Below are 26,345 nucleotides of genomic sequence, written 5' to 3' on the forward strand. Positions count from 1 at the left end.
GAGACACACAGTGTTCATGTCGAAGACGAGCGGTTCCGCGCCGGGCGAGGGAACGGACGAGCGAGCCGCCCGCCCCGGCGCCTTCGAGCCGCTCCCGCCGGAGCCGGCGCAATTCGAGCGCTTCCTCCCCGAGATCGCGCACCGCACCAGCGGCGAGATCCTGACCCATCCCGACTTCGCGCGGATGCGCCAACGCTACGTCAGCCGCACGATGGCGTGCTACGAACTCGCGACCTTCCCCGGAGGATGGCAGAGCGCCGCCTACCGGGTCGCCGCCCTCGGCGCGATCGTCTGCCTTCATGCGGCCGAGGTTCCGGCGGATCGGACGACGTGGCCGACGCTGGCACGGCTCAAGGACTCGGTCGCGACCTTGGGGCTTTCGAGTGCGCGGCAGATCGACGATCTCGTCGCGCGCCTCGTCGCGACCGATTACATCGTGCTGGAGCAGCCCGCCGCCGACGGCCGGCTGCGGCTGGTGCGTCCGACGGATCGGCTCCTGGCCTGGGACCGAGCGGTGATGTCGTCCTATTACGATGTGTTGCAGGAGCTTTATCCGGATCCCGGATACGGCCTCGCCGTGGCCCGCGACCCGGCCTTCCATCTGGCCCAGCGCCGGGGGGCGGTCGAGATGTTCGACGTCGTCGCCCGCTTCATGGCGGCGAACCGCGACCTCATCCCCCTGCTCCAAATGTATCAGGGCTTCCACGTCCTGATGCGGGTCATCCAAATGAGGGAGGCGGATGCGCAGGCCGAGCTCCGCGACAGCGATTTTTCCGACATCGTCACGCGGTTCGGGGTGTCCCGCTCGCATATCCGCAACATCCTGGCGACGGCCGAGGCCGGCGGCCTCCTGGCGGCGGACGGCCGGGGCCGGAAGCAGCTCGCGCCGACGCCCCGCGGCCTCGCGGCCGTGGACCGCTTCATCGCCGATACCCTCGCCTCCAGTGACATGACCTACCGCATGGCGCTCGCGCGGCTGGAAACGGAGCCGGCCCGGCCGACGGACGCGCCCTCCTGATCCGGCCGGACCGGTCGGCGGCCCGCCGCAGAGCCCTGCACCGACCATGCGAAACGGGCCGGCTCCCCGAGGAAGCCGGCCCGTCCCTGTCGCCTCAATGCGCGCCGGGCGCGGATCGCGTTACCGCAGGAGCTGCAGGATGCCCTGCTGCGACTGGTTGGCCAGCGACAGCGCCGAGATCGCCAGCGAGTTGCGGGTCGAGAGCGCCTGGGAGTTGGCCGCCTCCTCGTTGAGGTCGGCGCTGGTCAGGTTGGCCGCACCGGTATCGAGCACGTTGATGATCTGCTTGGTGAAGTCCTGCCGGTTCTGCACCACCGCGAGGTTCGAGCCGAGCGCGGCCGCGCGCGACTGGAGCTGGCTGCCGGCGCTGTTGATCTGATCGACGATCTTCTTGATGGCGCTGGTTTCCTGGAAGTTGGTCTGGCCCACCGCCGAGAGGCCGAGGCTGGCCGCGTTGGTGGAGCTGCCCTGAACCTTGAGCGAGGACGTGCCCTTCTCGTTGAAGTTGATCGTGAGGTTGTCGCCGGAGAGCAGGTTCACACCGTTGAACCCGGCATCCGAGGCAAGCTGGTCCATCTGCTTGAGCAGATCGTTGTAGGTCTGCACGAGGTTGTTGCGGGCGTTGAGGCCGTCACCGCCGAGATTGGCCGCCGCCGTGCCGGTGGTGAACGGGTTGCCGGCGCCGTTGGCGATGATCGACAGGTTCTGGGCGCCGACATCGTTGGAGGTGACGATCGAGATCTTGCCGGTCAGCGAGTCGATCGTCGCCTGGGCGTTGGCGGGGGCCAGCGCCTCGTTGAGCTGGGACAGCGTCGAGACCTGCCCCGGCGCGTTTCCGAAGGTGATGGTGGCCGTGTTCATGGCCGCGCCGCTGCCGACCTGAACGGTCAGCGACTTGCCCGCGAGCGCGGACTGCGAGCCCGGCTTCCCGGCGCCCGCCGCGAAGTTCGTGGCGGTGTAGCCGAGATTGGCGACCTTCGAGGTGGCGGTGGAGCCGTCCCCGAGCTGCACCGCGGTGTTCGAATCGGCGGCGGTGAAGCTGAACTTGTTGGTCGCCGCGTCGTAGCTCGCGGTCACCGAGCCGTTGGTCGCCGCGCCGACCTTCTGGACGAGCGAGCCGATGGTGTCGGTCGCCGACAGGTTCACGGTCTGGCCGTTGACCGAGAAGCTGTCGCCCCCCTGGAAGCCGAGGGTCGAGATCAGCGTGGTCTGGCCGGGATCGAAGGTGCCGGCAACCGAGGCTTCCGTGCTGGCGAGCCCCAGCGTGTTGAACTCCGAGCCCTTGATCGTGAAGCCGAAGCCGTCGGCGCTGCCCTTGAACGTCAGCTTGGTGCCGGCCGTGTCCTTGTCCGCCGTGACCCCGGTGATCGAACTCTTGGCGTTGATGGTGGCGATCGCCTCGTCGAGCGTGGCCGAAGCCGCGATCTCGATGGCGGTGCCGTTCACCGTCACGGTCTGCGCCGCGCCCTGGTTGTTGTTGACCCGCTGCGTGATGCCCGAGAACCCGGAGGAGGCGGCGTTGCTCGACTGTACGGTGAAGACGGAGCCGTCGGCCTTGCCGGTGAGCTTGATCTTGCCGGCATTGTCGGGATCGATGCTGGCGCTGACGCCGGTGGCCGTGGCACCGGTATTGGCGGCGTTGATGACATTGATCGCCGCCGTCTGGTCCGCGCCGGCCGCGATGGTGATGGGCTTGCCGTTGATCGTCAGCGTCTGTTCGGTGGGCGCCACGCCGTTTTCCACGGTCTGCTTATTGGTCGAGAAGCCGAGCGTGTTGTTCGCGCCGCCCTGCACCGTGAAGGCCGCGCCCGTGTTCGCGCCTTTGAGTACGATCTTGCCGTCGGTTGAGCTGGAGGCGGTGACGCCGGTGGTCGACGACTGATCGTTGATCGCCTTGAGGGCGCCGGCCAGCACCGAGGCCGGACTGTCGCCGGCGTTTCCGCCGCTGATGGTGATGCTGGTCGTGCTGGTGGTACTGGGGCTCCCGATGGTCAGCGTCTGCGTCTTCGCCTCCGTCCGGGCTGCGGTCAGGGCCGTTGCCGAGAAGCCTGCACCGTCGCCGGTGATGCTCAGCGCATCGCCGTTGCTCTTGCCGGTGATCTTGATCTTGTTCGTCGAGTCGATCGAGGCCGTGATCCCGGCCGCGCTGCCCGCGGTGTTGATCTTCGAGATCGCCGTCTCGAGCGTGTCGTTCGCGGCGAGGCTGACCGAGATGTTCGTCGTCGTGCTGCCCGTGGAAGCGATCGTGATCGACACGGCGGAGGTCGACGGTGCGTAAACAGCCCCCGTCACGGTACCGGCGACCGCGTTGGCCGGGCCGGTGAAGGCGCTGGCGCCGGTCGCCGCGGCGGGCGTTCCCGTCGGCGTATAGGCGCCGCTCACCGTCGCCGCGAGGCTGGTGCTCGTCGGCGTCGCCGAGAAGCCGCTGGAGGCCGGGTTGGAGGAGGCGACGGTGAAGGCCGAGCCTTCGGACTTGCCGGTGAGCTGCAGGCGGGTGGCGTCGGCGGGATCCTTGGCCGCACTCACGCCGGTGGTGCCGGTCTGGCGGTTGATCGCCGTGACGGCATCGTCGATGGAGCCGCCGCCCGCGATGGTGATCTGCGTGCCGCCGATCGTCAGCGTCTGGCTTGCCGCCGCGGCGCCGTTCGCCGTCGTCGTCGGAGCCGAAGCGAAGCCGAGGGTGTTGCCGGCCTCGCCGGTCACCGTGAAGTTCGAGCCGTCGGCCTTGCCCGTCAGCGCCAGCCGCGAGGTGCTGCCCACCGTCTCGATGCTGGCGGTGACACCGGTCGCGGTGGTTTTGGCGTTGATCGCGTCAACGGCGGCCTTGGTCACGTCGGCAGCCGTCGCGCCGGCACTCCCCCCCGCGATGGTGATCAGCTCGCCGTTGATCGTCAGCTTCTGGCTCGCCGCCGCGATGTTGCCGCTCGCCGCGGCGCTCGTGCCCGTGGTGAAGCCGGTCTCCGAGGTTCCCTGCGCCGTGGTCTTGACCGAGAAGGCGGAGCCGTCGGCCTTGCCGGTGAACGAGAGCTTGCCGCTATCGTTCTTGGCCGTGATCCCAAGGCTGCCAAGCTGGCCATTGAGCTTGGTCACGGCGGCGTCGACGGTGTCGCCGACCGCCAGGCTGATGCTGGTGGTGGTGGTGCTCGTGGGGCTGGTGGCGTAGGTCACCTCGATCGTCGCGGCCGAGGTGAGCGTCGTGAAAGCCGCGCCCGTCACCGTACCGGCGACGCCGTTGGCCGGCGGCGAGAAGGTCGAGGCGCCCGTCGCCTTGGCGAGGCTCGGCGTGGTCGCGGCGAAGGTCGCGCCGCGCATCGTCGCCGGGGTGGCGGTCGGCTTGTAATCGACGCTACCGGTCGTCGTCGCCGGCACCGCGGCGCTCGGCTGACCATTGGTGAGGGTGCCGATCGCCTTGTCGGAAAGCGCCGCGGTCGGGCCCGTGGAGAGCAGATTGGCGGCACTCGCCCCTGGGAGGCCCGTCGAGACCGAGGCGGCCTTCGAGGTGAAGGCGCTGGTGGCGGCGAGCGCCTGCTGGGCCGTCGACTTGAGCTGGCTCGTGAGATTCTGGAGCTTGGAAAGACCCGTATTGGCCGCCTGGATCGTCTGGACGCCGTTCGAGATCCCGTCGAGCAGCGACGATAGATCGGTCGAGCGCGACGACAGGTTACTGGCGGTGAAGAAGTTGATCGGGTTGTCGAGCGCCGAGTTGACCTTCTTGCCCGTCGAGAGGCGGCTCTGCGTCGTCGCGAGCAGGCTCGCGGTGTCCTGAAGCGAGAGCAGGTTCTGCCGCGTCGCGGCCGAGAGCGTGATGCTGGAAGACATGGGGCGACTCGATCCTCAAAGAGCCGACGGGTCGGCGGTGAGGGGATGAAGCGCCCGGCACGATTGATGAGGGTCTAAGTATTTTCGCCAGATACCGCCGATTAAGTCTCACAAAATCTCAGGATAGTCTCTATTCGTCTCAAAGATATATTGAGTATCAAAGAATATCTCAAATGTCGCATTCCGTCTCAAATGCAGGATCGAATCCGCCATTCGGCATTTGCCGGCCGTGACGCGCTCTTGCACATCGATAAGGGCGGTCGAGGGGATAGACCCGGTTGGCGCGCCGAGTGCGGCGGCCCGTGTCTTCCCGAGCCGAAAACCGGAGCTTCCGAGATCGTCGCGAAATTTGACATCACGGCCCGATTGTCCGTTTTCGGGACAGGCGGTACTTCCAGAACAATTGGATGAAGGCGGCCGGAATGACCTGGAAAAAAGCAAGCACCGACGATTGATGCAGCTTATTTTGCAATACCGGGATTAATCTCGGCACTCGCGAAATATGCCCACCTTCGATACCCGTATCGAAGCTCATTCCGATGATGACACCGAAGATGTAGCCGGCAGCCAACTTGAGGGCTGCCACGAGCCGCGGCTTCCTTTCTTAGAGACCGGTCGGACATGTCGACGATACTTCGAAGCTGCTTCGATCCGCCGACGGATCCTGTCGCTTTACGCGAAGCCTGGATCGCGGCGATGTCCCCGATCTTCCAGGCCACCCTGCCGAGCGGACTCCTGCTGTCCGGTCCGATCGCGATGGACAACTACCATCTCGGCGATCTGCTCGTCGGTGAGGTTCGGGCGCCGGCTCAGATCCTGGAGCGGACGCCGCGCATGGTGGCGCAGCAGGGTCTCGACCATCTGTTGCTTCAGTTCCACCATTCCGGAACCGCCCGCGTCGAAGTGGCGTGGGGCGAAACCGATGTCACCCGGAACACCTGCGTCCTGTTCGACCTCGCCCAGCCGGTGACCGTGGTCGCCGAGCCGGTCCACGCGACCACGCTCCTCCTCCCGCGCGCCCTCGTCGCCGGGAAGGTGCCGCATATCGAGACGTTGCACGGCCGGGCCTTCGATTACGCGACGGATCGCATCAGCCGTCTGTTCTTCACCTGCGTGCGCGAACTCGTGGACTGCGTCGATGTTCTCGACGTCCACCAGCTTCCGCATGTGAGCCAAGCCGTAGCGATGCTCGGCAGCGCCTGCCTGCGCGGGCAGGTTACGGACCGACCGGCGAGCGAAGTGCAGCTCAGCATCTCGATCCGGCAATACATCGAGAAGGAACTGGCCTCGCCCGGCCTCGGTGCCGAGACGCTCGCGAACCAATTCGGCCTCTCCCGCGCCACCCTCTACCGGCAATTCGTCTCGGAGGGCGGCGTGCAGCGCTTCATCCGCGAACGGCGCCTGCTGCGGGCGATGAAGATGCTGACGCAGCCCGGCCCGGCGGGGCGCCCGCGGGTCTCCACGGTCGCCTATGCCACCGGCTTCGCCGACGAGAAGACCTTCAGCCGGGCCTTCAAGCGCCGGTTCGGCTTCCTGCCGCGACAGACCGAGATCGGCTCCAGCGTCTGGGGCCGCACGATCGACACGCAGCCGGTTTTCCAATCGTGGCTCAAGGAACTCGCGGCGTGAGATCCCGCCGGTGACGGCTCGACGTCACCGCTGCCACGGCGGGCGACTCGCCCTCGGGGCGGTCCTCTCGACGTTAGCGATGAGCAGGACCCCAACAGGGCCGCCGCCCGCTTGATCCATCTCAACGCCGAGCCTGCGCCCGGACGGCACTCTCTCCCGAACGGCCGACCAGCCGCATGACGGGAGATGATCCATGAATCTCAAATCGCTCCTCACCCTCGGCAGCCACAGCCACGCGCCCTCGACCGATGCGGGCGCCGCGGCGCGGCCCCTGCAGCGCGTGGCGGAGCAGATGTTCGGCGATCTGCGCTTCGGCCTTCCGTTCTTCCAGGGCGGCGCGGCCCCGCGCATGGATGTCGTCGAGAAGGACGGTCGGGTCGAAATCACCGCGGAGCTGCCCGGCCTCGCGCGCGACGACGTCCGGATCGAACTCGCCGACGACACCCTGGTCATCAGCGGCGAGAAGCGGCAGGAGCGGGAGGAGACCGAAGGCGCCCGCAAGGTCACGGAGCGCGCCTACGGCGCCTTCGTGCGCGCCCTGGAACTGCCCGCCGGCATCAAGGCCGAGGACATCCAGGCGAGCATGGACAAGGGCATCCTGACGGTGACGCTGCCCAAGGCGGCCCTCACGCCGACGGAAGCCAAGCGCATCGACATCAAGTCGCCTTGAGGACGGCTCGGATGCAGTCGATGACCCCACTGGCGTGGCTCGTCCGGCGGCTGGACGAGGCCGCCCTGCTCGACGGGGCGGCGCGTCGGGCCCTCCTCACCCTCGCGCCGCAGGAACGGCTGGTGCCGGCCCGAACCGGCATCCGCGACGGACGGAAATCGGGCGGCGCGCACCTGATCCTGCAGGGCGTCGCCTGCCGCACCGCGATGCTGCCCGACGGCACGCGCCGGATCCTCGCCCTGTACTTTCCCGGCGACCTCTGCACCGCGGAATGCGGCGCGGCGGACCAGTTGCCGGGCGCCATCGAAGCGCTCTCCCCCTGCACCGTCGCCGACATCCCGTCCGGCACGATCGACAGCCTGATCCGGAGCCATCCCGGCATCGAGCGGGCGCTGTGGTGGCTGACGCTCGTCGAACTCGGCATCGCGCAGCAATGGCTGATCAATGCCGGCTGGGAGGCGGAGCGGCGGATCGCCCACCTCGTCTGCGAGGTGCGGGCACGGTCGCAGGCCGCCGGCGGGGACATCGAGGAGTGCTTCGCGAGCGGCGTCCGGCAGGGGGTCGTCGCCGACATCGCCGCGCTCTCCACGGTGCATGTCAGCCGGGTGCTGCATGCGCTCCAGGCCGCGCGGCTGATCACCCTGAACCGGGGTGCCGCGGCCGTTCCCCAACCCGCTCCGCTCATCGCCTTCGCAGGGTTCGACCCCGGCTACCTGCACCTCCCCGATCACACCGCGCGGGCCAAGCCGGAGTCCAGCGCCGGAATACGACACGACCCGGCTCCCTGGGCCGGATCGAACAGGGATCTCGGACACGAATCGCGAACCTGACCGCGCTTGCTGCGAACTCGCTCTCGGCACGATGCCGCGCTCCCGCCCGTCACCCTCGTCCGGCAGGAACTCTCTCATGACCTATGCCAGCATCATGGTAGCCGTCGATCTCGGGGCGGAGGCGCGCGACCGCGTGCGCCTCGCCGGCCATCTCGCCGACGACTTCCGCGCCCGGCTGATCGGCGTGGCGGCGGAAGAAGCCTCCTACGCCGTCCCACCCATCGGCCCGGTGCCGGCAAGCGCCTACGCGCTGGCCGCCAACAGCGAACTCATCCTGAACGATCTCAAGCGGGCCCATGCCGTCTTCGAGGAGGCGGCAGGCACCCGCAGCCGCGTCGAGTGGCGCTCGAATCTCGATTTCCCGCTGCCGTTCCTGATCGGGCAGGCCGCGGCGGCCGATCTCGTCGTGGTCGGCCGCAAGCCGGCATCCGGCCCGCTGCTGTGCTCGGTCGATCCGGGCGATCTCGTCATGCATCTCGGCCGCCCGGTCCTGGTGGTGCCGCCGGACCTCGACCATCTCGACGTCCGGCGGGTCGCGGTCGGGTGGAAGAACACCCGCGAAGCCCGCCGCGCGGTCAGGGACGCGCTGCCGTTCCTGACGCGGGCCTCCCGCGTCGTCGTGGTCGCGATCGACGACGGGGAGGGCGCGGACGACACGGCTGACGTCGTCGGGTTCCTGCAGGCGCATAACATCGAGGCCACCGCGATCCGCACGGAGACCGGCGGCAGCGCGACCGCCCTGGCCCTGGTCGACGCGGCCGCCGAGCAGGCCGCGGACCTGATCGTCACGGGCGCCTACGGCCATGGCCGCCTGCGCGAATGGGTTTTTGGCGGCGTTACCCGCGACCTTCTGGCCGGCGCGCCCGTCTGCTGCCTGATGAGCCACTGAACGTCGCATCCGGCCAGAGCCGCCCACCCGGAGCCGCCCGATGACCGAGACACCCAATCTCAAGATCCCCCATGGGGGATACATCCTCGTCGGCGATGGCCGCCGGGCTCTGGTGCTGCGCAACGAGGGCCACGCGCTGCACCTCGCCCTTCACGTGCAGCATCTCTTCGAGGCGCCCCCCAACCCGCCGACGCGCGCGCAGGGCACGGACCGGCCGCCCCGCGTCCGGCAGGGGGAGCGCCGCAGCGCCATCGAACAGACGGATTGGCACGCGATGGCCGAGGACCGCTTCGCGGAAGAGGTCGCGGCCGCGCTGGACCGCATCGCCGACGCGATCCCCGCCCTGATCGTCGTCGCCCCGCCGCGCACGCTCGCCGCGTTGCGGCAGGCTTTGTCCGAGCGCCTCAAGCGCGTCGTCATCGCCGAGATCGACAAGGATCTGACCAAGCTCTCGATCGAGGAGATCGGACGCCGCCTCACCGATGCGTGACGCAGCCGTCCCCCCTTCAGGTCCGATCAGGCGAATGTCGGCTGATCCGCGACGGCGGACAGGCCGGGAACCGACCACGGCGCAGGCTCGCATTGGGTGCGGCGGTCGGGCGGTGTCGCGTCGCCGCTGCGGGACGTGGCCGGGTAATGCACCTCGATCTGCTCGACCACGGCGCGGACGCCGCGAACCCGCAGCACGATCCGCTCGGCGATCCCCTTCTCGGCGCAGTTCCGCACATGCCCGCGGAGCGTCACGACCCCGCTCTCGACGGTGACGCCGATCTGCGCCGCATCGATCATGGGTGCGAGTCCCAGCGCCGCAAGCACGTGCCGGCGCACGGTGATGTCGTCCATCTCCCGCCTCCTCGCTTCAAGCTTTCCGGCGTTCAGACGGCCCACAAGAACAGCGCGATCGTCACCACCGAGGCAGTGGCGGCCAAACTCAGCGCCTGCAGGCTGCCGATGGTCCGGTAGCGGGCGATGTTCCGGACGACGCCCGCGGTCGCCGTCTCGGCGCGCGGCACCGGCCCGGCCGGCGCCCGGATGTAGGCGACCGTCTCGATTTCGATGGATCGAAGCACCACACTCATCGCTCGCTCCCGTCTTCGTCCGACGGTCGCCATCCTGCCGCGCCGGTGGCACGACGCCTTGATTCACCTCAAGGCCACCGCAGCCGGACCCGTCATCATCGCCTCGCGGGAGAGCTGGGCGAGGCCTGCAAGGCGTGCCCGTCGCCCGGAGCGCCGAAACCGGATCTCCTCCGACGGGATCACCCCGGCATTGTTGCGCTGGATCAAAGCGGATGCGGGTCGCTGCGTCACTCTCCCGGCGGTGTTCGCCACCGGAGCAGACCATGCCCAAACCGCCGCCCGTCGCCCTCACGGGCCTCCGCGACATCCTCGTCGGCCTGACCGAGGAGGGCCGGGGGGACGAGACCGCGAGCGCACTCGGCATCGGCCTATCGCTTGCGGGGATGGCCGGCGCCCATCTCACCGTCCAGTCGGCGGCCCGCCGCCTGACCATGGTCGGCGGATCGGGCTGGGGATTCGTCAACGACCTCGTCGCGCAGGAGAACCGGCGTCTGAGCGCCCGCGCACGCGCCATCGCCGAACGCGCCGCGACGGAGGCCACGCTCGAAGGTGTGAGCTGCTCGATCGAGGCGCCCGCACTCGCCTATCCCGAACTCGTCGGCCGGCTGACCGCCCGGGCCCGGCTCGCGGACCTTACCGTTCTGGACGCCGAAGCACGGGAGGTCGATCTCGATCGCGACGTGATCGACGGGGTCCTGTTCGGAAGCGGGCGGCCGCTCCTCGTGGTGCCGCCGGGCTGCGACACGTTCTCGGCACGGCGGATTGTCATCGCCTGGGATGGCAGCGCCCAGGCCGCGCGGGCCGCCAACGACGCGCTGCCGTTCCTGCGCGCGGCCGAGGCGGTGGAGATCGTCTCGGTGGTCGGCGAGAAGGATCTCTCGACCTCGGTCGCGGGCGCCGAATTCGCCCCGCACCTCGCCCGCCACGGTGTGAACGTCTCGGTGACGAACGTCCCGGTCGACGGCGACGCCGCAGAGACGCTGAGACGGCAGGTCGGTCGTCTCGGCGCGGAGATGCTGGTGATCGGCGCCTACCGGCATTCACGCCTGAAGGAATGGTTCCTCGGCGGCGTCACGCACGCACTCCTGACACGCTCTCCGGTGCCGCTGTTCCTCGCCCATTGATCGCCGAACCGGCGTTCGAGGCGTGGCGATGCGTCCTCGGCGCGGGACAACCGTCTCAATCCTCGACCACGTGGCGGAGGCGGGCGCGGTGAAGCGTGATCTGCCGGCTGCCGGAGCGCCGCAGCGCCCCGTTCTCCTCGAGCTGCGAGAAGGTGCGCGAGACGGTCTCGATGGTGAGGCCGAGATAGTCGGCGATATCGCGCCGGGTCATCGGCAGGGCGAGCGTCCCGGTGCCGCCGAAGCGCCCATCGACCTCGATGAGAAAGGCGGCGACGCGCTCCTGGGCGGAACGGCGGCCGAGCAGGAGCATGAGATCCTGGGCGTCGCGCAGGCTGGTCGTCGCCATGCCCCAGAGCTGGCAGGCGACCTCGGCGCTGCGGGTGGCGGCCCGCTCGATCTGTCGGCGGTGGAAAATCAGCACCCGCGTGTCCGAGAGCGCCTCCGCCGTGTGCCAATGGGTGTCGCCCTGCTCGAACCCGAACAGGTTGCCGGCCAAGTGGAAACCGGTGATCTGGCGCCGGCCGTCGCTGAGGATCTTGTGGGAGCGCACCGCCCCCTCGACGACGCGGTAGACGAACTCGGCGTCCTCGCCCTCGCCGTAGACCTCCTCCTCACGGGCATACGAGAACGGGGTGCCGACAAGATCGGGGCAATCAGCGAAGAGGCCGCATTCGTGGATGCTCCGGCGCGGCGCGCGCGCACCCGGAGCGACAGGAACGGATCTCGGCGTCGGCTTCGTGCCCATCGGTTCGCTCCTCATCCGTTTGGATGAGGCGAGAGTGGTCGCGCGACGGCACCGGCGAAATTCCGGATACTCTCTTAAGTAGTCCCGCTTAAGGAAAACTACGTAGGGATGCGATCCCTCTCGTCGCTTCGCGAGCAGTTGCAGAAACGGGTCGGACCTGAAGCCGGGGCGATCCCGTCTGCCGTCGGCAAACGTCCCGTAGGCGAGGGCCGTGCAGCGATTCCCTGTATCATCGAAGATCGATTGCGCAAGATCAACGCCGTCGGGCACGCAGGCTGTCAGGCTCTGCAATCAGCCGGAGCAGGGAAGGCGCACGCCGTGTCCCCTCACGTTGCGCCCTGGGCCGATCCGCGCAAGCCGCCGCGCCCGCGAAGTCCCGCGGCGGGCTGTCCCTCGCGCCCCTGGATGCAGGGCGGCGGGAGCCCGCATGCGAATGGCTGGCTCAAGGTGATCAGGACGGCGGGGACGCCATCTCGTGATCGAGCGCGAGCCGGCCTCACGCGAAGCCGGCGAGCACGGCCCAGCGCACCAGTTCCTGCAGGTTGCCCGCCCGCGTCTTGGCCATGACCTTGGCCCGGTAGATCTCGACGGTCCGCGGGCTGATCCGGAGCCTTCGCCCGATCTCCTTGCTGGTGCCCCCGGTCACCAGATGATCGAGCACTTGGCGCTCGCGCTCGCTCAGGGTCGTCAACCGCCGCATGAAGTCCTGCAGGATCGGGTCGGCCGCCGCGTTCTGCCCGCTCTGATCCAGGGCGGCCTGCAGCGCGCGAAGGAGCGCCTCGCCATCGAACGGCTTCTCGATGAAGTCGCAGGCCCCGAGCTTCATCGCCTCCACCGCCAGCGGCACGTCGCCGTGCCCCGTCATCATCACGACGGGAAGCGTGTGACCGGCCGAGCGGAGGGAGCGGAACAGGGCCAACCCGTCGAGGTCGGGCATGCGGATATCGGTCAGGATGCAGCCCCGGACCGGCCGCGTGAGCCGCGCCAGCAGGGCCGTTCCCGCCTCGTAGAGCCGCACGTCGAAGCCGGCGGTGTCGAGGAGGAAGGCGACCGAGTCGCGCATGGCGGGGTCGTCGTCCACGACATGCACCAGGGCCGGGGCCACGGGCTAACGCCCTCTCTCGGGTGCGGTCGGCAACGTCAGCCGGAAGGTCGCCCCGCCCGCGGCGTTGGGCTCGACCCAGAGGCGGCCGCCATGGGCCTCGATGATGGTGCGGCAGATCGAGAGCCCGACGCCCATCCCGGCATCCTTGGTGGTGACGAAGGGCTGGAACAGCCGGTCGGCCACCTCCTCGGCGATCCCGGGGCCGGTATCCGACACCGCGACCTCGGCCAAATCCGGCGAAACCCGCCGCGTGGCGACAGTCAGCTCGCGCCGGCTGCTGCGCTGCATCGCCTCGCAGGCGTTACGCATCAGGTTGACCAGAACCTGCTGGACCTGAACCCGGTCGACCAGCACCGATCCGACCTGCGGATCCGGCACGACGCGGGCCGTGATGCCCTGCTCGCCGGCCGCCGCCAGGGTCAGAGCACCGGCCTCCTCGATCATCGTCGCGACCGGCTCGACCCGCTTCTCCGTCTCGCCGCGGGCGACGAACTCCCGCAGGCGGGCGATGATCTGCCGGGCCCGGAGCGCCTGCGCGGCCGCCTTGTCGAGAACCTCCTGGGCCCGGGCGATGGTCTCGGGGTCGGGATGGGCGAGGAGGCGGCGGCAGCCATTGGTGTAGTTGGTGATGGCGCCGAGCGGCTGATTCAGCTCGTGGGCCAGCGTCGTCGCCATCTCGCCCATGGCGCTCAAGCGCGAGACATGCCCCAGCTCGGACTGGAGTTCCTGAAGCCGCGCCTCGGTCCGCCGCTGCGCGGTGAGGTCGTTGATGAAGCCGGTGAAGAAGGTGCGCTCGCCCGAATGCATCTCGCCGATGGCAAGCTCCATCGGAAAGGTCGAGCCGTCCTGCCGCCGGCCCGTCACACACCGCGTGGTGCCGATGACGTGGCGCTGGCGCGTCTGCCGATAGCGATCGAGGTCGGCGGCGTGCCCGTCCTGCATCGGCTCCGGCATCAGGATGCGGACATCCTGCCCGATCGCCGCGTCGGCCGCGTAGCCGAAGAGGCGTTCGGCCGCCGGGTTGAACGAGTGGATCAGCCCCGCCTCGTCGATGACCACCATCGCCTCCGGCATCGTGTCGAGGATCGAGCGGAGATGGGCTTCGCGGGCGCGCAGCTCCGCCTCCACCTGCTTCTGCTCTTCGATGCTGAAGACGACCCCGCGGTGCCGACGGGGCCGGCCCTCGGCGTCGAGATGCACCTGCCCCCGCGAGCGCAGCCAGCCGCCCGGCCCATTCGGCGGCACGACGCGGTAATCGATCTCGTAGCTGCCGCCGTCCCGCAGCACGCTCTCGATGGCGTCCGCGCGGGCTTGGCGGTCGTCCGGGTGCACCAGATCCTGGGTCGCGGCAAAGCTGGTCAACCGTTCGGAGGGGATGCCGAAGAGGCTGCTGCAGGCCTGCGAAGCGCTGACGCGGCCGGTGGGAATGTCCAGCGACCAGATGCAGACGCCGACCTCGTGGAGGGTCTGCCGGAAGTCCTCGGCCATGAGCGCTTCGCCGCCCCCCGGAATTGCTTCGGCTACGGCCATGGAAAGCGTCATCGATTCCATTCCGGAGTCTCTTCTTCGGATGTGGTGACAATTTTTGCATAAATTCAGCATAAATTATGTCATTTGATAAATCGTATTCCAATCACTCAACTCTCACCAGAAGATATCGATCTATTTCTTGGGCATACCGCAATTTGTGCCTGTATGAATAGTCACAACGAGAAACGAATTCGCTGGTTCCTCAATGCCGAGACGACTTCACACAACCTTCCGCCGCCGGAACGGCATCACCGCCGGTGGCGGTATCCCCCGTTTGATCCGGGGGAGTGAAGGCTTTTGCGCTGAATCAAGGCCGGCGGGCGCCCGCCGCTCCAACGATGGAGCGGTTCAGACCGGAGTCCCGCCATGTCCCAACCTGCCGCAGCCGCGCTTACCAGCCTCCGCGACATCCTCATCGGGATTGCCGTCGAGAACGAGAGCGACAGGGATTCGCCGGCCATCGGCTACGGCCTGTCGCTGGCGAAGGCCGCAGGCGCCCACCTGACGCTTCAGTCGGCCTCCTGGCGCCTCTCGGGCGACCATCGCTGGATCAGCGCTTTCGACGACGGGAGCGTCGCGGATATCGATCGGCGCCTCGATGCGCTGGCCCGCGCCATCGCCGACCGTACCGCGGGCGATGCGGCGCGGGCGGGCGTCGTATGCACGACGGAGACGCCGAGCCTGCACTATCCGGCCATCATCCACCGGCTGGCGGCCCAGGCGCGGCTGCACGATCTGGCGATTCTGGATGCCGAGGTCTGGACCTGCGACCTCGACCGCGAGGCGATCGAGACGACCCTGTTCAAGAGCGGACGCCCGGTCATCGCGGTGCCGCCGGGGCATGCGGGCTTTTCCGGCCGCCGGATCATCGTCGCCTGGGACGGAAGCGCCCAGGCGGCGCGGGCCGCCAACGACGCGATGCCGTTCCTGCGCGCGGCCGAGGCGGTCGAGATCGTCTCGATCGGCGACGCGGCGGAGCTCCGCGATTCGGTGCCCGGAGCCGAGTTCGCGCCCCACCTCGCGCGGCACGGGGTGAACGTCACCGTCAACGACCTGCCCGTCTCCGGCTCCATCGGCGACACCCTGCGGAGCCAAGCGGGCCTGTTCCGGGCTGAGATGATCGTGATGGGCGCCTACCGCCATTCCCGCGCGCGCCAGCTCTTCTTCGGCGGCGTGACGCGCGCGCTGCTGCGAAGCTGCCCCGTTCCGCTGTTCCTGTCCCGCTGAAGCCCCTTCGAGCGGGCCATGCCCGGCACCGGGTTCGCGCACCACACCAAGCATTTGCTAACGCTCATGCAGGTTGCGGTGACCGCATCGGCGGAGAACCGGGGCCGGTTTCACCTTTCGGCAACGGACGGGGGCGTTAGTGGGCGCGTCCACCATAAGGGTTGCCGTCGGAGCACCCGGCTGGGCAAGGGGGGCCGACAGGCCTGGGACAACGCTCGATGCTCGCTCTCGTCCTCGACGATGCCGAGATGAACAACCTGGTGATGGTCGCTTCCTTGCGGCCGCTCGCCGGATGCACGCCGCAGGCCTTCACCGTGCCGGCCGAGGCGCTCGCCTTCGCCGAGATGCGGGCCTCCGAGATCGGCGTCGTCATCACCGATTACGAGATGCCGGGCATGAACGGCGTCGCGTTCATCCGGGCGGTGCGGCGCATTCCCGGCCTCACCAACGTCCCCACAGTCATGGTGACGAGCCACGACCAGCGCAGCCTGCGCCGCGAGGCGCTGGAGGCGGGGGCGACCGACTTCCTCACCAAGCCCGCCGACGCGGTCGAGATCCGCGCCCGCGTCACGAACCTGCTCGCCCTCTCCGAGGCCCACCGGGCACAGCGCGACCATGCCGCGCAGCTCGCCCGCGAGGTCGCGGCGGCGGTGGCCCTGGTCGAGGAGCGCGAGCGCGAGATCGTCTCGACCCTCATGCGCGCCGCCGAGCACCGGGATTCCGACACCGGCGATCACATCGCACGGGTCTCCGCCTATGTCGGGCTGATCGCCGAGGCGATGCGGATGTCCCCCTCCGACGCCCGGCAGCTCTGTCTGGCCGCGACCATGCACGATGTCGGCAAGATCGCCGTGCCGGACGCGATCCTGCTCAAGCCGGGCGCGCTCACCCCCGAGGAGCGCCGGGAGATGGAGCAGCATGCCGACCGGGGACGGCGCATCCTGGGCGGCAGCGACTCGCCGGTCATGCGGCTCGCCGCCGAGATCGCAGGAAGCCACCACGAGCGCTGGGACGGGACCGGCTACCCGTATCGCCTGAAGGGCGAGGCCATCCCCCTGTCCGGCCGCATCGTCGCGGTGGCCGACGTCTTCGACGCGCTGACGACCAAACGTCCCTACAAGCAGGCTTGGTCACCGGAGCGGGCGCAGGCTTTTCTTCAGGAGAACGCCGGCTCCCACTTCGACCCGACCATCGTCGCGGCGTTCCTGAGCCGCTGGGCCGAAGTGCAGTCCTTCCTCGATCTCGGCCGCGACACCGCATCCGCCGCTGCCTGATCCGGTTTTTCGCGCGATCGAAGCGGAGGGCCGTCTCAGCGAGCCTGCTCGGCCCAGCGCCGCGAGCCTCGTTTTTTCCGAGAGCCGGTGACCATCCGGGCGGTGCTCTCATCTGCACAGGCTCATCCGCCTCTCAGCCGACCGCGCGCTGCCCACCGATCGCGTCAGCCCTCTCGCCCTCGGCGCTCCCGGTCGGCACATCGAGACGGAGATGGAGCGCGCCGACGGTGCGGTTGAGCAGGCCGTCCAGGCCGGACGCCGCGTCGGCGAGGCGGGTCAGGTCGCCGTCGCGCGCCATGCGCTCGATGGCGCCCGCGCGATCCTTCACCTGCGCCGCGCCGATATTGGCGCTCATCGATTTGAGGCCGTGGGCGGCGCGGGACACGGCCGGGGCATCGCCGCCGGCGAGGGCGGCTTCGAGTTCCAGAAGCGCCTGAGGCGCCTGAGCGATGTAGAGCTGGAGGATGCGCGCGAGGAAGTCGCGGTCGCCGAGTTCTTCCAGATTGGCGATCGTCGGTTCGTCGAGCAGCCCATCGTCCGAAATCCTCGGCGCCGGCGCCTCAGAGGTGATGATCTCCGCCGGATCGCTGAGAGGCGCGGCCCGCAGATGCTGCGCCAGCAGGCCGCCGAGCTGCGCCAGGGTGAACGGCTTGGCGAGCATGCCGTCCATCCCCGCCGCCTGCCAGGATTCGGCGCCGTCGCCGACGACATGGGCGGTGAGGGCCACGATCGGCACGCGCTCCGCCCCGTCCAGTGCTTCGCGGGCGCGGATGGCGACGGCCGCGCTGAACCCGTCCAGCACCGGCATGCTGCCATCCATCAGGACGAGATCGAAGCGGTTCGCGGCGACCGCCTCCACCGCGGCCCGGCCATCCTCGACCGAAACGATGTCGTGGACGCCGAAGCGGCCGAGCGCTTCGGCCGCAACCTCGCGATTGACGGCGCTGTCGTCGGCAATGAGCACCCGCACGCCGACAAAGGAGGGCAGGGCGGCCGCAGCCTTCTCGTCGTCTGCCGGCGCCTCGACGGCGAGGGCCGTGCCGTCGGCGAGGGCGGCCAGCAGCGGGCGCCACTCGGCCTGGGCGAGGGGACGGCGCAACACGGCATCGGCGAGGCCCGCCCGCATGAGTTCGGGCCCGGAGGTGTCGCCGATCGGCACGAGGGCGATGACCCGCCCGGCGCCCTCCGGGCGGCGACCGCTCGCCAGAAGCTCCGCCGCCTCGACGATCCAGTGCCCCGCCCCGGACTCGGCCGGATGGAAGCCCGCGGCCTGAAGATCGGCCGTCAGCGCGGCGCGCGTCGCACCGCCGAGCGCACCGAAGCGGACAGCGGCGGGCAAAGCGGGCGCGCGGCGGAGCACGAGCTCGGCACCCTCCGCGCCCTCGACCGGGATGCGCGCCCAGAACGTCGAGCCCTCGCCGAGGCGGCTCTCGACGCCGACGCGGCCGCCCATGGCGACGATGAGACGCTCGGCGATCGACAGCCCGAGCCCAGTGCCGCCGAACCGGCGCGCGATCGACTGGTCGGCTTGGGTGAAGGCGGTGAAGATCCCCGCCAGACGGTCTTGCGGGATGCCGATGCCGGTGTCGGACACGGCGATGCGCAGGACCGGACCGGACGCCTCCTGCTCCATTTCCATCCGCACCAGGACATGGCCGGTGGCGGTGAACTTGAGCGCGTTCGAGACGAAGTTGCCGAGCACCTGCCCGAGGCGCACCGGATCGCCGAGGAGAGCGCGCGGCACGTCGCCGTCGATCTGTGCCGCCAGATCGAGCCCCGCCGAACGGGCGCGTTCGGCGAACAGGGTCACGACGGTGTCGGCAACGTCGCGCGGGCTCAGCGGGATCCGCTCCACCTCCAGGCGGCCGGCCTCCACCTTCGCGAAATCGAGGATGTCGTTGATGATGGCGAGCAGGGACTGGCCGGAGCGGGCGATGACCTTGGCGTAGCGCTGCTGGCGCGGCGGCAGGTCGGCCGAGGCCAGGAGTTCGGCCATCACCAGCATGCCGTTCATCGGCGTGCGGATTTCGTGGCTCATGGTGGCGAGGAACACGGACTTGGCCGCGTTGGCCTCGTCGGCGGATTGCTTGGCCTCGATCAGGTCGTGGGTCCGCAGCCGGATCTCCTCTTCCAGGCCCGCACTGTAGCGCGCGATCGCCCGGTCGCGCTCGTTCACGGCGCGCAAGAGGTCGTTGAAGCTCTCGGCCAGCGCGCCGACTTCGCCGCTGCCGGCCTCCGCCCGCCGGGAATAGTCATGGCCGAGGCGCACCCCGTCCATGGTCCGGGCGAGCGCCGCGAGCGGCCGGGTGACGCTGCGCTGCAGGCCCATCGAGACGGCAAGCCCGAGCGCCAGGGCGAGCAGCCCGGCCAACCCCGCCGTGAGGCCGACTTCGGCGACGCGCTCGGCCAGATCGCGGTTATCCGAGACCAGGACGACGCGGCCGATGGGGCGGGCGTTCTCCACGATCGGAACCGAGACGCGCAAGGTCCGCGTCGTCATGAGATCGAGCGGCGAGACGGGGCCCTGATCGAGATCGATGTCGTTCGAGAGGCGCAATCCGATGCCCTGCTCGGCGAGGATGTCCCCGTCGCCCCGCTCGACCGACGCGTAGACCAGGGCCTCCCCATGGGCGATCGCCCGCAGGGTGCTCTGCGCCGCCGCCTCGTCGCCCTGGGCGGTCGCCTGCGCGGCGCTCGCGGCCAGGATCTGCGCCGTCATCCGGAGCAGATCCCGCTTGGCCGCGGCGTAGCGCTCGACCTCGCGCCAGGTCGACAGACCGGTCAGGAGAAGCAGGGCAATGGCGACCGCGCTGGCCACTGCCAGGGCCAGCCGGCCGGACAGCGAGCGGATCGGGTTCGAGAGGGGCGCACGCACGGGTTCTGTCTCGCGGCAAAGGTCTCGCGACGGGGCGGATCGGTGCTCCGGCACGGATCGCGATGGCTAGCGTCTTGTTTTGCATCGTCTTCTTCCGAAAGCCGGGGGCCGCCTTTCGGGACGATGCTCTATTGGCTGATGACGAGCCGCCCCGAGATCGGGCCGACCCCCTTGGGGAGCGGGACGCTCGAACGGTTGTAATCCGCGTTGAGATAGAGGTTCGGGCCCTCGTAGAGATTGATCTGCTGGGCCACGACGACGGTATAGGCGGAGAGATCCGCCACGGGCCGCTGTGAGTCGATCACGAGGCGGCCGGCGGGCAGGTAGATGGTCCCGAGCATGGTGCGGGTGTTGTCGCTGATGATGCGGTAGGTCCGCATCGGCCGGCTCGCGCCGAGCGGCGGGGGCGTCGGCGTGATGATGTCGCCGAGAAGCGTATCGACGGCCAGCACCGGATCGATCGGCAGGGTGACGGAGGGATCTTCCGCCATCAGGAGGCCCGCCATCGCACCCGTCGTCGGCGCCGACAGATCGACGGTCGTCTTCTTGTCGAAGAGGAGGCCGCTGTTGTTGCCGATGAAGTAGAAGCCGACATCCTTGCCCGTCATCGTCGCCTTCTTGTCGACGATGAGCGGGCCGTCCTTCATGACGTAGATGCCAGGCCGCAGCGTGACGACGGCATTCTTCGTGATGTGCAGGCCGCCGCAATAGGTGCCGGGATCGAGGGTGATCGGCTCCGCGATGACGTTTTTGCCTTTGCTCTTGCCGGTCAGAATATCGGCAAGGCGGAGGATCTCGGGCAGGTTCACGCAACTTCCGACCGGTGGGGCCGGCCGGTTGCGGAGCGGATCCTCGATGACGGGACAGCTCGTCTGCGGGTTGGGCGTGAAGTTCGCCCGGTCGTCCCGGAAGCCCCCCGCGGAGCAGATCGTCTGCGCCCGGGCGAGCGCGCCGTCGCGACCGACCATCCCCGAGCGGCTGACGGAGTTCGAGTAGAGGGCGCAATCATAGGCCGTGACCTGCGCGTTGCGCTCCAGGTTGAACGCACCCGCCGCCGCGGGATCGAGCGCCAGCATGCACAGACGCATCCGCCCCACGACGCTCGCCCGGGCGCGCGCCGAGATCGGGATCGGGGCGATGCCGACGAGGCCCCCGAAGGTGAGCTTGATCACCTGTTGGGCGCGCGCCTCGACGCTCGTCTTGTCGGCGGCGACGGTGACTTGGATGGAGAGCGGGGCGTCGGGGACGGCTTTCGCCTCGGCCTGGATCGTCTGCGTCGTCAGGCCGACGATGGACTCGCTGCTCGAGACGACCAGCTTGAGGGCGTTGCCGCCGGCCAGCACGCCGGCATCGACCGCGCTTTGCAGATTGGTGCGCGCGGAGGCGAACCGCGCGTAATCGATCGCTCCTCCGACCAGGCCGATCAGGGTGGAGGCCGCCAGCCCGAAGATCACGGCGACCGAGCCGTCGCTCTCCCGGCACAGGCGCGCGAAGGGCTGTCTCCAGCGGATCGTGCGCTTCGACCCTCCGTTTACGTCCCGCGCCACCATCGTGACTGTTGCCCCGTTTCTGGCTGCGTCCCTCTCCGAAGGGATAATTCTCCCGCGTTAATAGGATCTATTGCGCAAGCACGGGGCAATGCTCGTACGGTTTACGCACCATTCACGACGAGAAGCCTCGCCTTCCGCGTCACGGAAGGCGGGATTACCAGTCGGCCGAACAACGCGATCGGATAATGCGGTCCGGATCAGGGCGCACATGGCTTTCCCCCCGGCAAGACGACCTCAGCCTGTCCATTGGTGGCGATCCCGTCGCGCACTGGCCAGACGGCCTTGCCCGTGAAGGTCAAGGTGTTGAGAACCGGAAAGAAGGAAAACAGCGGTCGGTAGGGCAACCGCGTTTCGGCCATGACGAAGCGGTCGCCTTTCGAGGCCGTCCCCGCCGGCGGCGGCCCGAGATCGGACCCGACGACGCGCGCCTTGTCCCCCAGCTGGACGCTGGAGCAGACCCTGGCCACGAAGTCGTTGCCCACCTTGTAGACGCCACCCGCGGTCAGCACGATGCCGGTTCCGGCCAAGCTGTAGGGCGCAGCCACGACCTGCGCAGCCGCGAACACGTCGTTGATGTCAGCGTAATCGTTCTTGGAGGCCAGATCGGCCATCGCGATCGTGGCCTGGGCCAGACGGTTGTTGGTCGCGATCGCCCGTGGAATCTCGATCGCGGCAATGAACAGGAGCACGAGGATCGGCGCGATGAAGGCGAATTCGATGGCACTCGCGCCGCCTTCGGCCCGACCGAAACCGGACGGGCCCCGCTCAAGCCTCCGTGGGGTCGCCGCGGCGCGCCGTCCGGTCCAGGGGTATCTGCAAGGGCTCATGCACACGGCTTGTCCGCATAATCCTCCGTACGGAAGACCGCCGTCGCCGTGAGGAGCTGCTTGCCGCCGGGCATGCGCTGGCCGGTGAAATCGAGAAAGCTGAAGGGCCGCAGGATCGGCACGGCAGCCCGCAGGACATGGATGCCGCCGCCCGACGGACAGGTGAACTGTGTGCCGAACCCAGCTGCCCAATCGCCGCGGCTGACATCGTAGGCCGGCGCGATCTGCTTGATGGCGAAGGCGGCGGTGCGCACGAGATCGACCCGCATCTCATCGCATTGGTAGAGCCGGAGGCCCGAGCCGCAGAGCACACCCCGCAGGTACAGCGCCGGGTCGGCGCCGTTCGCCTCGTCCTGGAACGTCCCCGTGCGGAGGAGGCGTGCCGCCCGCTGAACCGAGAGATCGAACTGCTGCTGGGCGAACACGAAGATCGAGGCTTCCGCGATCACCATCACCAGGATGAAGAGCGGCAGGATCACGAGCGAGAGCTCGACCGCAGCGACACCACCCACATCGTCGATGAACCGCGACCTCACTGTGCCCGGCGCTTGATGGGTTCGATGTTGCGGAACAGGTCCGGAGGGTTTCAATAACGTCGTCTTCGTTGATGCCGCCCCTGTACAGCCCCGACACCGTCGTGAAACATCTGGGCAGAGGTTACGCTCGTCTGACAACGATATGACAGGACGCGTTTACGCTCCGTGAATGCGGGCAGGAGGATTGCGCAAACCCGTCAACACAACCACCTGGCCTGTTCCGGACTCTCTATCGCTCCAGAGCGTCGAACGGCGACTGACTTCAGAGGTGGGGATCAGAAGAGGCCTACAGCGAACCAATCGCGCTCAGCGTTGGTCGCGACCATGCCCGATCGATCCAGGGCTGCCGTGTATGCTGCCAAATCCGGCTCTCAGTCATCGACAGGATGGATTGGTGGGCCCGGCAGAAGGAAAATAAAATAGCAATATCAACGCCACTCGGCATAGGTGCGGGAGAAAGGGCCCGTTGATCGAAAACGGTTATTTTCAGCCGCCCCCGCACCTCGATTACGCAGCCGCACCTCGAACGAATACTTGCGAACTCCTGTCCACAGGCCAAGTTGGTCGCCGTCCGCATATCGGCTTAGCCCGTCAAGGTTGACGCAAGGGCAAGCAGGCACAGGACATCAGGACGGTCGCGCCCAGCGGCCCAGATAAATCGATTCCCTCGCCAAAATGCGCGGCCTGCTCCTGTTCGCGCAGGACCTCGGCCTGGACGAAGAGACCGTGCGCGAAATTTACGAGGCCGTCGCGCAGGAGATCGCCCCCACGGAAGCGAACCGGGAAGAGCGGTTGGCCGTGGTGCGGCGGCGGTTGATCGCGGTAGCGGAGGGCGAGGAAGAGCGGCCGTGGTGCGTGATACGGCGGCGGGAACGCGCGGTGGCTGAAACGAAAAAGCCCCGCGCGGCGGGTGCCGGCGGGGCTGATGTAGTGCGTCGGCGCTTTGAGCGCTCACGAGGACAGCGACGGCTGCCCTTCCATGATCTCTGCAACGCTCGCCAGCGTGGCCCGCGCGGTCTCTGCGCGCTCGTGCGAAGCCGAGTCGAACCCCCAGGTATCGTGCGCCTCAATGCTACCGTGACGGGGATAGATCGGATCGGCGGCAGGCCTTTCGTCGCGGATGATCTCAAGGCCGGCAATGGCCTCGGCCAGGGCGCGTCTGCACCGATCATGGGGTTCTTGGGCGTGGTGCCCTTCGATTGGTGCGGAATGGCTCATAAGCTGGCTCTGGCAAGATAAAGATGCGGCGCGCCGTCCATGCCCACCCGCTAAGGTTGCATGATGCGCCACGACCCAGCCTTATTGGAAGGTAACATTTGTAAGTTTCCCCGGTCATCCGGGCGATGACCCGCCCGACCCGAGAGCCCCCGTTCCCCACCAATCCCCGATGTAAGGCCGCGTGTGCTCGATCGCGGGACCGATGTCTCCAGATGGTGGGCGGCCAGCATTGTACAGGAAGACCGCGATGGGCTGGAGCGAAGTTGGAAGCGGACCTTCACAACTCGTTGGACTCAGCGGTTTGAGCCTGTCCGTCCGCTTGCTACTACTTCCAGTATCCTAACAGGAGCGTGCGTCGATGCACGAGCACGGCGGCAAAAAGCCGAATCTCGAAAGGCTTCCACCAGTATGAACAGCCCCGAGTGCACTGCGCTGGATTGGAATGATCACCTGAACCTGACTGGAATCAACCCAGCATTTCCTCGCATTGTACTATAATTTTTCCCATTTCAACTCATTTCCAGGTTTCGTATATTAGCACACAGAAAGAATTAACCTATAAAATTTACGCAAGCTCATCCGCCGCGGCATAGAAGTGTGGCCGATGAGGATGCCCCAGATGCTCAAGCTCGCCGACAAAGTTCCGCTCAAGCGTCAGATCAGCCTGTTGGCCGGAGCCATCGGGCTCACGATCGTGGGCGTGACGACGGTCGGATCCGCCTTGCTGGCGCGCGGGCAGGCTACCGACATGGCTCAGGACACCCTCCTGCAGGTCACGCGCTCCGTAGCCGACCGTCTCGACCAAGACATGGCCGAACGCCTGCGCGAGATCAGCAACATTGCAGCCCTCGAACCCCTGCGGCCCCACTGGCTCGAGAACACCGGCAGTCTGCGCAGCGTGCTCGATACGATGCAGAGGACACTACCGGACTACGCCTGGATCGGGTTCGCCGCTCTCGATGGCCGAGTACGCGCGGCCACCGGTGGGATCCTCGAAGGGGCGAGTGTCGGAAGTCGCCCGTGGTTCCTAAACGGCGTCCGGCAGGCCGCTGTCGAGGACGTTCACGCGGCGGTCCTGCTGGAGCCCCTACTCAAACCGCACGCCGACGGTACGCCGTTCCGCTTCGTCGATGTGGCCACCCCGGTCAGCGACGGCTCAGGCCGGGTCGTCGGCGTGCTCGGAGCCCATCTCAGCTGGCGCTGGGCTGATGTTGTTCGGCGTGAGGTGCTGTCATCCCGACGGCCGGAATTGAGAGAAGACATTATCGTCCTCGATCGGTCTGGCAGAGTCTTGCTCGGGCCGGGTCTTGGGTCGGTCCCCTACACGGCCGCGCAACTCACCGCCGGTCACTTCATCGACCGCCGGGCGGACGGAGACCGGCTCGTGGCTGTCTCCCCCACCCGCGGCCGAGGCGATTATGCGGGCCTCGGCTGGATCGTTGTCGCTCTGCAGCCCCTAGATACGGCGCTTGCAGGCGCCGACCGTCTAACTGGACTGATCCTGCTGCTTGGCCTTAGCGCCGCCGTGCTGGGCGTGGTTGGGATTGGGCTGGTCGCGGGGCGTCTAAGCCGGCCCCTGACACAGCTGACAGAGGCCGTCGACCGCATCGGCCGGCAGACGAATGCGCGGATGACGAACCGCGTTCACGGCTCTCCCGAGGTTCTGCGCCTGTCCACCGCACTCCGGTCGCTACTCAGACGTATCGGCACGGCCGAGGAAGATGCGCGGCAAATCCGGGCCGAGTCGTCGGACGCTGTGCATGCCGCGGAGGACCGTGTCCGGAGACTCGGCGCCGATCTGCACGCCATGCAGGTCCTGGCTGACACGGACGGGCTCACAGGTCTCCTCAACCGGCGGGCGTTCCTGCCGCTGGCCAACGACGCGATGAGCTACTTCAAGCGCTACCGGCGCGGCATCTGCGTCCTGATGATCGACATCGATCACTTCAAGCGCGTCAACGACCTATACGGCCACGCGGCAGGCGACGAAGTCATCCGCCAGGTCAGCCGAATCATCAGAGATGCGATCCGAACAACCGACAAGGCAGCGCGGTTCGGCGGCGAGGAGTTTGTGGTACTGCTCCGAGAAACCGATGTGCAGGGTGCAGCGATCTTCGCGGACCGCATCCGGCAGACCGTCGCAGGCACCGTGTTCGAGCCGGATGGTCAGTGCCTCAGGGCGACGATCAGCATCGGCATGGCCGGTGCTGAGGTGACAGACGATGATATCGACCGCACGATTGAGCGTGCGGACCGCGCCCTCTACGCGGCTAAATCGGCCGGGCGCAATTGCGTACGCACGTTCGACGGAAGACCGTCCCACAGCCTGCGGACAGCCGCCTAACTTTTCGGTCCCAGCCATTGTGCACCGAGTAACCACCGGGCTGATGCGTGTGCTCG

The 26,345-nt window shown here is 68.2% G+C and carries 22 protein-coding genes; 11 read left to right on the forward strand and 11 right to left on the reverse strand.

Translation table 11 applies throughout. The features are described 5' to 3' along the window. The first annotated feature begins 16 nt into the window (after positions 1 to 16). Positions 17 to 1,018 (forward strand): hypothetical protein, encoded by a 1,002-nt coding sequence (locus ASF53_RS26910; RefSeq protein WP_286134608.1) that lies wholly within the window; start codon positions 17 to 19, stop codon positions 1,016 to 1,018. Positions 1,019 to 1,138: 120 nt separating this feature from the next. Here ASF53_RS26910 and ASF53_RS21545 read toward each other — a convergent pair whose 3' ends face one another. Beyond that, positions 1,139 to 4,837, reverse strand: coding sequence for a flagellin hook IN motif-containing protein (locus ASF53_RS21545; RefSeq protein WP_056203545.1), 3,699 nt, complete (start codon positions 4,835 to 4,837; stop codon positions 1,139 to 1,141). A gap of 355 nt (positions 4,838 to 5,192) precedes the next feature. Beyond that, entirely contained in the window at positions 5,193 to 5,423 is a 231-nt protein-coding gene (locus ASF53_RS26020; RefSeq protein WP_156635745.1) for a hypothetical protein, read from the reverse strand. Positions 5,424 to 5,533: 110 nt separating this feature from the next. On the opposite strand from ASF53_RS26020, the gene ASF53_RS21550 reads away from it, so the two are divergent. From ASF53_RS21550 to ASF53_RS21570, 5 genes are all read left to right on the forward strand, one after another. Then, on the forward strand, positions 5,534 to 6,466 hold the full coding sequence (locus ASF53_RS21550; RefSeq protein ID WP_162242247.1) for a helix-turn-helix domain-containing protein: 933 nt from the start codon (positions 5,534 to 5,536) through the stop codon (positions 6,464 to 6,466). A gap of 193 nt (positions 6,467 to 6,659) precedes the next feature. Continuing rightward, on the forward strand, positions 6,660 to 7,136 hold the full coding sequence (locus tag ASF53_RS21555) for an Hsp20/alpha crystallin family protein (RefSeq protein WP_056203550.1): 477 nt from the start codon (positions 6,660 to 6,662) through the stop codon (positions 7,134 to 7,136). A gap of 20 nt (positions 7,137 to 7,156) precedes the next feature. Continuing rightward, positions 7,157 to 7,966 carry a Crp/Fnr family transcriptional regulator gene (locus ASF53_RS21560; protein ID WP_286134610.1) on the forward strand — a complete coding sequence of 270 codons (810 nt, stop codon included), beginning with the start codon at positions 7,157 to 7,159 and terminating at the stop codon, positions 7,964 to 7,966. Positions 7,967 to 8,042: 76 nt separating this feature from the next. Next, positions 8,043 to 8,855 (forward strand): universal stress protein, encoded by an 813-nt coding sequence (locus ASF53_RS21565; protein WP_056203556.1) that lies wholly within the window; start codon positions 8,043 to 8,045, stop codon positions 8,853 to 8,855. Positions 8,856 to 8,895: 40 nt separating this feature from the next. Further along, the gene (locus ASF53_RS21570; protein ID WP_056203559.1) at positions 8,896 to 9,345 is read left to right on the forward strand and encodes a host attachment protein; all 450 of its coding nucleotides are present in this window, start codon (positions 8,896 to 8,898) and stop codon (positions 9,343 to 9,345) included. A gap of 26 nt (positions 9,346 to 9,371) precedes the next feature. Here ASF53_RS21570 and ASF53_RS21575 read toward each other — a convergent pair whose 3' ends face one another. Together ASF53_RS21575 and ASF53_RS21580 are read right to left on the reverse strand one after the other, a co-directional pair. Next, positions 9,372 to 9,698 (reverse strand): BON domain-containing protein, encoded by a 327-nt coding sequence (locus ASF53_RS21575; RefSeq protein ID WP_056203562.1) that lies wholly within the window; start codon positions 9,696 to 9,698, stop codon positions 9,372 to 9,374. A gap of 32 nt (positions 9,699 to 9,730) precedes the next feature. After that, positions 9,731 to 9,934, reverse strand: a complete 204-nt coding sequence (locus tag ASF53_RS21580; protein ID WP_056203564.1) for a hypothetical protein — start codon at positions 9,932 to 9,934, stop codon at positions 9,731 to 9,733. 263 nt (positions 9,935 to 10,197) lie between these two features. On the opposite strand from ASF53_RS21580, the gene ASF53_RS21585 reads away from it, so the two are divergent. Further along, on the forward strand, positions 10,198 to 11,058 hold the full coding sequence (locus ASF53_RS21585) for a universal stress protein (protein WP_056203567.1): 861 nt from the start codon (positions 10,198 to 10,200) through the stop codon (positions 11,056 to 11,058). A 55-nt stretch (positions 11,059 to 11,113) separates the two neighbouring features. On the opposite strand, the gene ASF53_RS21590 is transcribed toward ASF53_RS21585, so the two are convergent. The 3 genes from ASF53_RS21590 to ASF53_RS21600 form a co-directional block, all read right to left on the reverse strand. Further along, complete coding sequence (locus ASF53_RS21590; protein WP_056203571.1) at positions 11,114 to 11,803, reverse strand: helix-turn-helix domain-containing protein; 690 nt, start codon at positions 11,801 to 11,803, stop codon at positions 11,114 to 11,116. A 496-nt stretch (positions 11,804 to 12,299) separates the two neighbouring features. Further along, the gene (gene fixJ, locus ASF53_RS21595; RefSeq protein ID WP_056203575.1) at positions 12,300 to 12,908 is read right to left on the reverse strand and encodes a response regulator FixJ; all 609 of its coding nucleotides are present in this window, start codon (positions 12,906 to 12,908) and stop codon (positions 12,300 to 12,302) included. Positions 12,909 to 12,911: 3 nt separating this feature from the next. Beyond that, positions 12,912 to 14,459, reverse strand: coding sequence for a sensor histidine kinase (locus ASF53_RS21600; RefSeq protein WP_056203578.1), 1,548 nt, complete (start codon positions 14,457 to 14,459; stop codon positions 12,912 to 12,914). A gap of 345 nt (positions 14,460 to 14,804) precedes the next feature. Between ASF53_RS21600 and ASF53_RS21605 the strand changes: the two genes are divergently transcribed. Together ASF53_RS21605 and ASF53_RS21610 are read left to right on the forward strand one after the other, a co-directional pair. Next, positions 14,805 to 15,665 carry a universal stress protein gene (locus ASF53_RS21605; RefSeq protein ID WP_056203581.1) on the forward strand — a complete coding sequence of 287 codons (861 nt, stop codon included), beginning with the start codon at positions 14,805 to 14,807 and terminating at the stop codon, positions 15,663 to 15,665. A gap of 218 nt (positions 15,666 to 15,883) precedes the next feature. Then, entirely contained in the window at positions 15,884 to 16,939 is a 1,056-nt protein-coding gene (locus ASF53_RS21610; protein ID WP_056203583.1) for an HD-GYP domain-containing protein, read from the forward strand. A gap of 133 nt (positions 16,940 to 17,072) precedes the next feature. Here ASF53_RS21610 and ASF53_RS21615 read toward each other — a convergent pair whose 3' ends face one another. The 4 genes from ASF53_RS21615 to ASF53_RS21630 all read right to left on the reverse strand — a co-directional run bounded on the left by ASF53_RS21615 (position 17,073) and on the right by ASF53_RS21630 (position 22,727). Next, positions 17,073 to 19,814, reverse strand: a complete 2,742-nt coding sequence (locus ASF53_RS21615; RefSeq protein WP_056203586.1) for an ATP-binding protein — start codon at positions 19,812 to 19,814, stop codon at positions 17,073 to 17,075. Positions 19,815 to 19,942: 128 nt separating this feature from the next. Then, a complete protein-coding gene (locus ASF53_RS21620; protein ID WP_082482909.1) occupies positions 19,943 to 21,364 on the reverse strand; it encodes a TadE/TadG family type IV pilus assembly protein in 1,422 nt (473 codons plus the stop codon). Positions 21,365 to 21,561: 197 nt separating this feature from the next. Further along, positions 21,562 to 22,083, reverse strand: a complete 522-nt coding sequence (locus ASF53_RS21625) for a TadE/TadG family type IV pilus assembly protein (RefSeq protein ID WP_286134636.1) — start codon at positions 22,081 to 22,083, stop codon at positions 21,562 to 21,564. Positions 22,084 to 22,187: 104 nt separating this feature from the next. Next, positions 22,188 to 22,727 carry a TadE/TadG family type IV pilus assembly protein gene (locus tag ASF53_RS21630; RefSeq protein WP_200943299.1) on the reverse strand — a complete coding sequence of 180 codons (540 nt, stop codon included), beginning with the start codon at positions 22,725 to 22,727 and terminating at the stop codon, positions 22,188 to 22,190. A 675-nt stretch (positions 22,728 to 23,402) separates the two neighbouring features. Between ASF53_RS21630 and ASF53_RS21635 the strand changes: the two genes are divergently transcribed. Then, positions 23,403 to 23,966, forward strand: a complete 564-nt coding sequence (locus ASF53_RS21635; protein ID WP_056203590.1) for a hypothetical protein — start codon at positions 23,403 to 23,405, stop codon at positions 23,964 to 23,966. A 598-nt stretch (positions 23,967 to 24,564) separates the two neighbouring features. Further along, positions 24,565 to 26,289, forward strand: a complete 1,725-nt coding sequence (locus tag ASF53_RS21640) for a sensor domain-containing diguanylate cyclase (RefSeq protein ID WP_056203930.1) — start codon at positions 24,565 to 24,567, stop codon at positions 26,287 to 26,289. Positions 26,290 to 26,345: the final 56 nt, after the last annotated feature.

The organism is Methylobacterium sp. Leaf123, assembly GCF_001423405.1.
Lineage (GTDB): Bacteria > Pseudomonadota > Alphaproteobacteria > Rhizobiales > Beijerinckiaceae > Methylobacterium.

Coding starts and splice junctions, on each gene's coding strand:
- ASF53_RS26910 (WP_286134608.1), top strand. CDS start 17: ATGTCGAAGACGAGCGGTTCCGCGCCGGGCGAGGGAACGGACGAGCGA.
- ASF53_RS21545 (WP_056203545.1), bottom strand. CDS start 4,837: ATGTCTTCCAGCATCACGCTCTCGGCCGCGACGCGGCAGAACCTGCTC.
- ASF53_RS21550 (WP_162242247.1), top strand. CDS start 5,534: ATGTCCCCGATCTTCCAGGCCACCCTGCCGAGCGGACTCCTGCTGTCC.
- ASF53_RS21555 (WP_056203550.1), top strand. CDS start 6,660: ATGAATCTCAAATCGCTCCTCACCCTCGGCAGCCACAGCCACGCGCCC.
- ASF53_RS21560 (WP_286134610.1), top strand. CDS start 7,157: ATGACCCCACTGGCGTGGCTCGTCCGGCGGCTGGACGAGGCCGCCCTG.
- ASF53_RS21565 (WP_056203556.1), top strand. CDS start 8,043: ATGACCTATGCCAGCATCATGGTAGCCGTCGATCTCGGGGCGGAGGCG.
- ASF53_RS21570 (WP_056203559.1), top strand. CDS start 8,896: ATGACCGAGACACCCAATCTCAAGATCCCCCATGGGGGATACATCCTC.
- ASF53_RS21575 (WP_056203562.1), bottom strand. CDS start 9,698: ATGGACGACATCACCGTGCGCCGGCACGTGCTTGCGGCGCTGGGACTC.
- ASF53_RS21580 (WP_056203564.1), bottom strand. CDS start 9,934: ATGAGTGTGGTGCTTCGATCCATCGAAATCGAGACGGTCGCCTACATC.
- ASF53_RS21585 (WP_056203567.1), top strand. CDS start 10,198: ATGCCCAAACCGCCGCCCGTCGCCCTCACGGGCCTCCGCGACATCCTC.
- ASF53_RS21590 (WP_056203571.1), bottom strand. CDS start 11,803: ATGGGCACGAAGCCGACGCCGAGATCCGTTCCTGTCGCTCCGGGTGCG.
- ASF53_RS21600 (WP_056203578.1), bottom strand. CDS start 14,459: ATGGAATCGATGACGCTTTCCATGGCCGTAGCCGAAGCAATTCCGGGG.
- ASF53_RS21605 (WP_056203581.1), top strand. CDS start 14,805: ATGTCCCAACCTGCCGCAGCCGCGCTTACCAGCCTCCGCGACATCCTC.
- ASF53_RS21610 (WP_056203583.1), top strand. CDS start 15,884: ATGCTCGCTCTCGTCCTCGACGATGCCGAGATGAACAACCTGGTGATG.
- ASF53_RS21620 (WP_082482909.1), bottom strand. CDS start 21,364: ATGGTGGCGCGGGACGTAAACGGAGGGTCGAAGCGCACGATCCGCTGG.
- ASF53_RS21635 (WP_056203590.1), top strand. CDS start 23,403: ATGCGCGGCCTGCTCCTGTTCGCGCAGGACCTCGGCCTGGACGAAGAG.
- ASF53_RS21640 (WP_056203930.1), top strand. CDS start 24,565: ATGCTCAAGCTCGCCGACAAAGTTCCGCTCAAGCGTCAGATCAGCCTG.